This is a genomic window from Dietzia maris (assembly GCF_014144855.1).
Taxonomy (GTDB): Bacteria; Actinomycetota; Actinomycetes; order Mycobacteriales; family Mycobacteriaceae; genus Dietzia; species Dietzia kunjamensis.
Genome location: NZ_JAALDN010000464.1, coordinates 1 through 7,589, shown reverse-complemented (window position 1 = coordinate 7,589; position 7,589 = coordinate 1). Strand labels below are relative to the sequence as shown.

The window sequence follows — 7,589 nt, the reverse complement described above, 5'->3', positions numbered from 1 at the left end:
CGCCGCGCGTGCCCCGGCGAGGCCGGCGACGCTGAGCAGGGCGAGGGAGGCGACGAGGGAGACGACGACGACGAGGCCGCCGACCCATCCGCCGATCAGTCCCAGGGCGAGCGCACCGAGCAGCAGGACGAGACCGGAGCCGAGGAACGAGGGTGCGGCGGCGCGGTTGGCGAGCTCCCAGGCCTCGGGGGAGCGGCGGGTCTCCGGGGTGCGTACGCCCAGGACGCCGTTGCCGGGCAGTCTGCCGACGAGCGCCGCGACACCCGTGCCCGCGAGCACGAGGGCGAGCCCCACGAGGAGCACCATGACCACCACGAGCACTGCGTTCACGCCACCGAGGGTACGCCCGCGACGTCGGATCTCCGATTCGACTCAGCCCCGCCGGGACCCCGGACCAGGGCGAGCAGCCGGGCGAGTTCGCGCTTGTCCTCTGCGCTGAGGCGGTCGAGGAACTCCCGCCGCACCGTGGCGACGTGATCGGGCGCGGCCTTCTCGATCTCGGCCATGCCCTCGTCGGTGGTGGACACGAACGCCCCGCGACCGTCGTCGGGGCAGCTGGTGCGCTCCACGAGTCCGCGCTTGACCATCCGGGTGACCTGGTGGGACAGGCGGCTGCGTTCCCACTGCAACGCGTCGGCGAGCGCGGTCATCCGCAGCGGGCCGTCGGCCTCGCTGAGGTAGACCAACACCTCGAACTCGGGCTCCGTGAGGCTCGACGAGGTCTTGAGGTCGCGCTGGATCTCCAGGTGCAGGCGCCCCTGGATGGCGAGGTAGTCACGCCACAGCGCCTTCTCCTCGTCGTCCAACCATCGCACGTCCTGACCCGGAACCTGTTCAGCCATGCACCCAGCGTACCCGGTTAGTTGACACAACACATAGGGCCCCGCAAGGAATGTGTGTCACATCATCTACTGAGGGAGTCGCATGCCGACCACGACCGCCACCACTCACCCAGGCGGTGGCCGTCCTCGTCGTCGTCGTCATGGTCGGTGCCTACGCCTACGTCCACAAGGCCGCCGGCATCTACGCCGCCGACGGTGGCTGGGAACTCGTCGCCGTGATCGGCCTGGCCGTCGCCGTGTTCGGTCTGGTCGGCACCGGGCGCTACAGCTTCGACGCCCTCATCGCCGGGCGTCGCGCCGCCAGGGGCTGATCAACCCCGCCCTCGGCCGACGGGGCGGTGCCCACACGCTGACGCGGCCCGACCCGCCCCAGGGTTTAGGCTGGACACCGCCTGCGTGTGGGCACCGGCGATACCAGGGAGAGCAGACAACCGTGAGCAGCAGCGACCAGACCGCCACCGGCGTGCAGTCCGAGACCGGACCGCAGTCCGACACCGGACCGGCCCACCGCTACGGAGCCGGGTTGGCCGGGCAGATCGAGTCGCGCTGGCAGGCCGAATGGGCCGAGCGCGGCACGTTCGAGGCCCCGAACCCCGTCGGCCCCCTCGCCGACCCGGACGGCGCCGCCCCGCCCGAGGACAAGCTCTTCGTCCAGGACATGTTCCCCTACCCGTCGGGCGCCGGCCTGCACGTCGGCCACCCGCTCGGGTACATCGCCACCGACGTCTTCGCCCGCTACAACCGCATGCTCGGCACCAACGTCCTGCACACCCTGGGCTACGACGCCTTCGGCCTGCCCGCCGAGCAGTACGCCGTCCAGACCGGCCAGCACCCGCGCGTGACCACCGAGGCCAACATCGCCAACATGGAGCGCCAGCTTGGCCGCCTCGGCCTGGGCCACGACCGCCGCCGCGTGTTCGCCACCACCGACACCGACTTCTACCGGTGGACCCAGTGGATCTTCCTGCAGATCCACGGCTCCTGGTACGACCCCGAGGCCCCCGCCCGCGCGATCGACGGCGGCGAGCACCCCACCCGCACCGGCCGCGCCCGGCCCATCTCCGAGCTGGTCGAGCAGTTCGTCTCCGGTGCCCGCCCCCTGCCGGGCGAGCACGCCGGCCGCGACTGGGCCGAGCTCTCACGCGCCGAGCAGGAGAAGGTCCTCGACGCCCACCGGCTGGTGTACCTCTCCGACTCCACGGTCAACTGGTGCCCCGGGCTGGGCACCGTCCTGGCCAACGAGGAGGTCACCGCCGAGGGCCGCTCCGAGCGCGGCAACTTCCCCGTCTTCCGCAAGAACCTGAGCCAGTGGATGATGCGGATCACCGCGTACGCCGACCGGCTGGTCGACGATCTCGACCGCCTCGACTGGACCGACAAGGTCAAATCCATGCAGCGCAACTGGATCGGCCGCTCCCAGGGGGCCCGCGTCCGCTTCGCCGTGGCGGACCAGTCCATCGAGGTGTTCACCACCCGCCCCGATACCCTCTTCGGCGCCACCTACATGGTCCTGTCGCCCGAGCACCCGCTGGTCGACGAGCTGGCCGGCCCGTTCTGGCCGGAGGCCGGCGCGGGCGGTGCGACCGGTGCGACCGGTGCGACCGGTGCGGGCGCCGGGGGCGCGCTCGACGAGCGCTGGACCGGCGGCCACTCCTCGCCCGCCGAGGCCGTGGTGGAGTACCGCCGGCGCGCAGCGCAGAAGACCGACCTGGAACGCCAGGAGAACAAGGAGAAGACCGGCGTCTTCCTCGGCGCCCACGCCATCAACCCGGTCAACGGCGAACAGATCCCCGTGTTCGTCGCCGACTACGTGCTCATGGGCTACGGCACCGGCGCGATCATGGCCGTGCCCGGCCACGACGCCCGCGACCACGAGTTCGCAGGAGCCTTCGGACTACCCATCGTGCAGGTCGTGGCGCCGGCGGACGGCTCGCGGATCGACGTGCAGGCCGAGGCCTTCACCGGCGACGGCGTCGCCGTGAACTCCACCAACTCCGGCGGGCTGGTGCTCGACGGGCTGGCCGTGGACGAGGCAAAGGCCGCCACCATCGACTGGCTCGAGGGCCAGGGCACCGGCGAGGGCACCATCCAGTACAAGCTGCGCGACTGGCTGTTCGCCCGCCAGCGCTACTGGGGCGAGCCGTTCCCGGTGGTCTACGACTCCGACGGCGTGCCCCACGCCCTGCCCGACGAGATGCTGCCCGTCGAGCTGCCCGAGGTCGAGGACTACAAGCCCGTCTCGTTCGACCCCGACGACGCCGACTCCGTGCCCTCCCCGCCGCTGGCCAAGGCCACCGACTGGATGACCGTCGAGCTCGACCTCGGGGACGGCCTGCAGACCTACACCCGCGACGCCAACGTCATGCCCAACTGGGCCGGCTCGAGCTGGTACCAGCTGCGCTACATCGACCCCACCAACTCCGAGCAGCTGTGCGCACTGGAGAACGAGCGCTACTGGACCGGGCCCCGGCCCGAGACCCACGGCGCGGACGACCCGGGCGGCGTCGACCTCTACGTGGGCGGCGTCGAGCACGCCGTGCTGCACCTGCTCTACTCCCGCTTCTGGCACAAGGTGCTGTTTGACCTTGGCCACGTCACCAGCGAGGAGCCCTACCGACGCCTGTACAACCAGGGCTACATCCAGGCCTTCGCCTACACCGACGCCCGTGGCGTCTACGTGCCGGCGGCCGAGGTGACCGAGCGCGACGGGAAGTTCTACTGGACCGACACCTCCGCCGGCGCCGACGCCGCCGAGATCGAGGTGTTCCAGGAGTACGGGAAGATGGGCAAGTCGCTCAAGAACTCCGTCTCCCCGGACGAGATCTGCGACTCCTACGGCGCCGACACCCTGCGCGTGTACGAGATGTCCATGGGCCCGCTCGACACCTCCCGGCCCTGGGCCACCAAGGACGTCGTGGGCGCGCACCGCTTCCTGCAGCGGCTCTGGCGCGTGGTGATCGACGAGAACACCGGCGAGATCCGCGTCACCGACACGGAGTCGGCGGGCGGCGCGCCGGGCGAGGACGTGCTCAAGGCGCTGCACAAGACCATCGCCGGGGTCCGCGACGACTTCGCGGGCCTGCGCGACAACACCGCGATCGCCAAGCTCATCGAGTACGTCAACACCCTGACCAAGACGTACCCGACCGAGGGGCCGGGCGCGCCGCGCTCGGTCGTCGAGCCGCTGGTGCTCATGGTGGCGCCCGTCGCCCCGCACCTGGCCGAGGAACTGTGGTCGCGGCTCGGGCACACCGGGTCGCTCGCCCACGGGCCGTTCCCCGAGCACGACGAGTCCTACCTGGTCGAGGACTCCGTCGAGTACCCGGTGCAGATCAAGGGCAAGGTGCGCTCGCGCATCACCGTTCCCGCCGACGCCACGCCCGCTGATGTCGAGGCCGCGGCCCTGGCAGATGCCAAGGTACAGGAGAACCTCGGTGGCGCGGCGCCCAGGAAGGTCATCGTGGTGCCGGGCAAGATGGTCAACATCGTCCCCTGAGTCCGGCCCCAGATCCGGCCCCGGCCCCGAATCTGGCCCCGGCCCCAGATCCGGCCCCGGCCTCGAATCCGCTACCCGGATTCCGGATCCGCTACTCCCGTGCGGGTAGCCGATCCGGAATCCGGGTAGCGGATGTCGTGGTGGGCGGGGTCTCCGGGGAGGTGGCCGCCCTCAGCCGGCCCGGACGAACACCGCCGAGGACGAGACGATCAGGTACGCCGTGGTGACCATCCACATCGCATAGGTCGCGTACAGCCACGGCCGCCACCGGATGCGCTGCTTCCACCGCCGGTAGGTCGTCACGCCCGCCGTCACCGCCAGGATGACCGACAGCAGCAGCGGCAGGACGACCACCTCGACGCGGTCGGCGGTCATACACAGCGCCCCCTCGTCCGTGCACTCCTCGTCAATGCCGCCCTCCAGCATCACGATCACGGTCGCCATGACCACGATCGCGACGATCGACAGCAGCACGTACCGGAAGGCCTGGTTGGCCTGCCGCTCGTTCCGCTCGAGGCGTTCGAGCGGGTCGTCGAAGTCCCCGTGGGCGCTGTGGTCTCCGTGGGCGCTGTGGTCCCCGTGGTCGCCGGATGTCATCCCTACCGCCCGCCGAACCCGTTGTGACCGCCCGCCGCGGCCACCTCGTCCACCGTGTCCAGACCCAGCTGCTCGTCCGTCACCGGCGGGAAGAGCGGACCCCCGCCGAACGCTCCGCGGTGCGACAGGGGGACCTCGCCGTCGTCGTTCCTTATCCCCTTCTCGCGCCCGTACTCGGCGGTGATGACGGTCGAGCCGCTCATCCGGGCCAGGTCGGGGTCGTCGGCGAGGGCGGCGATGACCCGTCCGACGAAGGTGGGGTCCTCGGCGCGGTCCAGCGGGAAGCCGTTGAAGTCGTCCATCCCCAGCGACAGCAGCAGTTCCGTGCGGATGAGGCCCAACCACAGCGAGAGGGTGGAGACCCCGGTGCCGGCGAGTTCGTGCGCCATGTCGGAGGCCATCTTGTCGAGGGCGGTCTTGCTCATCCCGTAGAGCACGGTGTGGAACGGTGCGCGAGAACCGAACGACGACATGTTCACCATCAGCCCGGAGCCCTGCGGCACCATCACCTTGGCGGCCTCGCAGCTGGCGACGTAGTGCGCGCGCAGACCGACGCCCATGAGGGCGTCCCAGTCGCCGGCGGGCCGCTCCCAGAACTTGCCGTTGAACCCCATGAAGCCCTTGGGGTTGGTCCACACGTTGTTGACCAGCAGGTCCAGGCGTCCGGCCTGCTCGGCGATCCGGGCGACGACGGCGACGATCTCGTCGTCCCGGGAGTGGTCGCATTCGAGTGGGCGGATCTCGCCCGGGGCGCCGGAGGCCGCGTCGATCGTGCCCTGCAGGCGCTCGGCGGACCGGCCGGTCACGTAGACCGTCCACCCGGCCTGCGCGAGTGCGGTGGCCACCCCGCGTCCGACGCCGCGGCTGCCACCGGTCACCAGGGCGACGCGGGCGCTCACGAGTCCGCTCCGGCGGTGGCGGCCCCCGGGACGGTGTGGACCTCGGGGTAGGTCACGGTGGCGTCGTCGAGGGTGCGGGTGACCGACCAGCCCGGGGTGAACAGGCACTCGGCCATCACCCAGCGGCCGTCCTCGATGACATACGCATCCGAGTACTCGCCGGTGGAGAGCGTCTCGGTGCCCTTGTCCCGGTCCACCTGGCGGAATTGCAGGGTCCAGGTCCCCGTGGCGCGCTGCGGTGGGCTGCTCGGTCCGTCGCCCTCCACGACGATCGACGGCATGAAGCCGTGGTGCATGTCGAGGATCCGCGGGCCGCCGTCGGAGGCGGTCGCGAGTGCGATCTGACGGAAGACCCCGACCATCGTGTCCGGGTCGGTCCGCCCGAGGGGGCCGAAGTCCAGCACGCCGCCGGAGGCCACGAAGCAGGACCGGAAGCCCTCGGGATCCTTGGCGTCACAGGCCCGCCAGTAGCGGTACTTGAGCTGTTCGATCGCCTCGCGGGCGCGGACTTCCTCCTCGTACTGCATAGGGCTCACGTTAGCGTAGGGAGCATGAGCCGAACACTGGTCGAACTATCCGATCGCTGGGACCTGCAGGACCTCATGACCAGGTACGCGACCTGCATCGATTCGCGCGACTTCAACGGGTTGGACCGGGTGTTCACGCCGGACGCCCGCGTGAGTTACGCCGCGTCCGGCGGCCCGGAGGACGACTACCCGGCGGTGCGGGCCTGGCTGGCCGAGATGCTGCCGATCTTCGCCGCCACACAGCACCTCATGGGCAACCTCGAGGTGGGCCTGGACGGCGACTCGGCCACCGGGCGCTGCATGTGTTTCAACCCGATGGCGCTGAAGCCGGTGGAGGAGAAGGACCAGCAGGTGTTCTTCTACGGGCTCTGGTACCTCCTCGACTTCGTCCGCACGGGCGACGGCTGGCGGATTTCCCGCCTCAGCCAGCAGCAGGCGTTCCACCACAACCTGCCCTGAGCCGGGGCGGGCCCGCCCCGGCCCGGCCCGGTTCGCGCCGGCCGCCTCAGACGGTCCCGCAGGAACTCGGCGCCGGGCGGTCGAGGACGCGGTCCAGGAGGTAGCGGGCGTTCGTGGACCGCTCGGAGAGCATCGGGATGGCGTGGTCGATCACCAGGCCGGGGGCGATCGACGGCACCTCGGCCGTCCGCAGCTCCACGGTGGTGCCCTGTTCGCACCAGTCGCGGACGAGGTCCACGGCCGTGTGGTGCGGCACGACGTCGTCGTTCCTGCCGATCATGACCAGCGCCGGCACCGCAGGCGCGACCCTGCCCAGGTTGTAGCCCTCGAGCACCCGGACGATCTCCGGCTCCGACCGCGCGGCGTCGCCGAGCGAGCGGCCGTCCACGGTGAACTCGTTCGTGCGCTTCAGGCCGTAGGCGAACGCGGTCTCGGCGACGCACTGCCCGGCGGTCACCTCGAGCATGCGCTGCCCCTCGGCGTTGAGATGCCGGTCGAACGCCGGACGCAACTCGGGGTGGACCTGCAGGATGCCGTTGATCGCGTATCCCACCGCGCCGGTGAGCAGGCCGCCGTCCACGCGGTCGAGCGTGCCGAGCATGTCGGACGGCGGCGCTCCCGCCGCGATGCCGACCAGGTTCACGTCGGGTGCGTAGTCCGGCTGCATCTCCCCGGCCGCGGCGGCGGCGCCACCGCCCTGCGAGTAGCCGCTGACCACGGTCTTGGAGTCGGGCGCGAGGTCCGTGCCGGGAAGCCGCACCGCCGCGCG

At 71.0% G+C, this 7,589-nt stretch carries 9 protein-coding genes; 3 read left to right on the top strand and 6 right to left on the bottom strand.

Features of this window, described 5'->3' with window-relative positions; genetic code table 11:
- The coding region (locus G6024_RS14375) for an SdpI family protein (protein ID WP_182640401.1) at positions 1–330 on the bottom strand (330 nt) is incomplete at its 3' end.
- The gene (locus G6024_RS14370) at positions 327–842 is read right to left on the bottom strand and encodes a MarR family winged helix-turn-helix transcriptional regulator (RefSeq protein ID WP_154831004.1); all 516 of its coding nucleotides are present in this window, start codon (positions 840–842) and stop codon (positions 327–329) included. The genes G6024_RS14375 and G6024_RS14370, both read right to left, overlap by 4 nt.
- 116 nt (positions 843–958) lie before the next feature.
- Between G6024_RS14370 and G6024_RS14365 the strand changes: the two genes are divergently transcribed.
- Complete coding sequence (locus tag G6024_RS14365) at positions 959–1,153, top strand: hypothetical protein (protein ID WP_181694383.1); 195 nt, start codon at positions 959–961, stop codon at positions 1,151–1,153.
- Between the two features lie 122 nt (positions 1,154–1,275).
- A complete protein-coding gene (locus G6024_RS14360; RefSeq protein WP_182640400.1) occupies positions 1,276–4,338 on the top strand; it encodes a leucine--tRNA ligase in 3,063 nt (1,020 codons plus the stop codon).
- 171 nt (positions 4,339–4,509) lie between these two features.
- Here G6024_RS14360 and G6024_RS14355 read toward each other — a convergent pair whose 3' ends face one another.
- Genes G6024_RS14355 through G6024_RS14345 form a run of 3 tightly spaced genes read right to left on the bottom strand, consistent with a single transcriptional unit; the run spans position 4,510 to position 6,361 of the window.
- Positions 4,510–4,935 carry a hypothetical protein gene (locus tag G6024_RS14355; RefSeq protein ID WP_067720124.1) on the bottom strand — a complete coding sequence of 142 codons (426 nt, stop codon included), beginning with the start codon at positions 4,933–4,935 and terminating at the stop codon, positions 4,510–4,512.
- 2 nt (positions 4,936–4,937) lie between these two features.
- Positions 4,938–5,834 carry an SDR family NAD(P)-dependent oxidoreductase gene (locus G6024_RS14350; RefSeq protein WP_159149008.1) on the bottom strand — a complete coding sequence of 299 codons (897 nt, stop codon included), beginning with the start codon at positions 5,832–5,834 and terminating at the stop codon, positions 4,938–4,940.
- Positions 5,831–6,361, bottom strand: coding sequence for a nuclear transport factor 2 family protein (locus G6024_RS14345; protein ID WP_067720119.1), 531 nt, complete (start codon positions 6,359–6,361; stop codon positions 5,831–5,833). The genes G6024_RS14350 and G6024_RS14345 overlap by 4 nt, the downstream gene beginning before the upstream one ends.
- A 24-nt stretch (positions 6,362–6,385) precedes the next feature.
- Here G6024_RS14345 and G6024_RS14340 point away from each other — a divergent pair, with 24 nt between their 5' ends.
- Positions 6,386–6,820: a nuclear transport factor 2 family protein gene (locus tag G6024_RS14340; protein WP_159149007.1), complete on the top strand. Its 435-nt coding sequence runs from the start codon at positions 6,386–6,388 to the stop codon at positions 6,818–6,820.
- A 46-nt stretch (positions 6,821–6,866) separates the two neighbouring features.
- Here the strand turns inward: G6024_RS14340 and G6024_RS14335 are convergent.
- Positions 6,867–7,589: lipase family protein (locus tag G6024_RS14335; RefSeq protein WP_235027926.1), on the bottom strand; the 723-nt coding region annotated here is incomplete at its 5' end.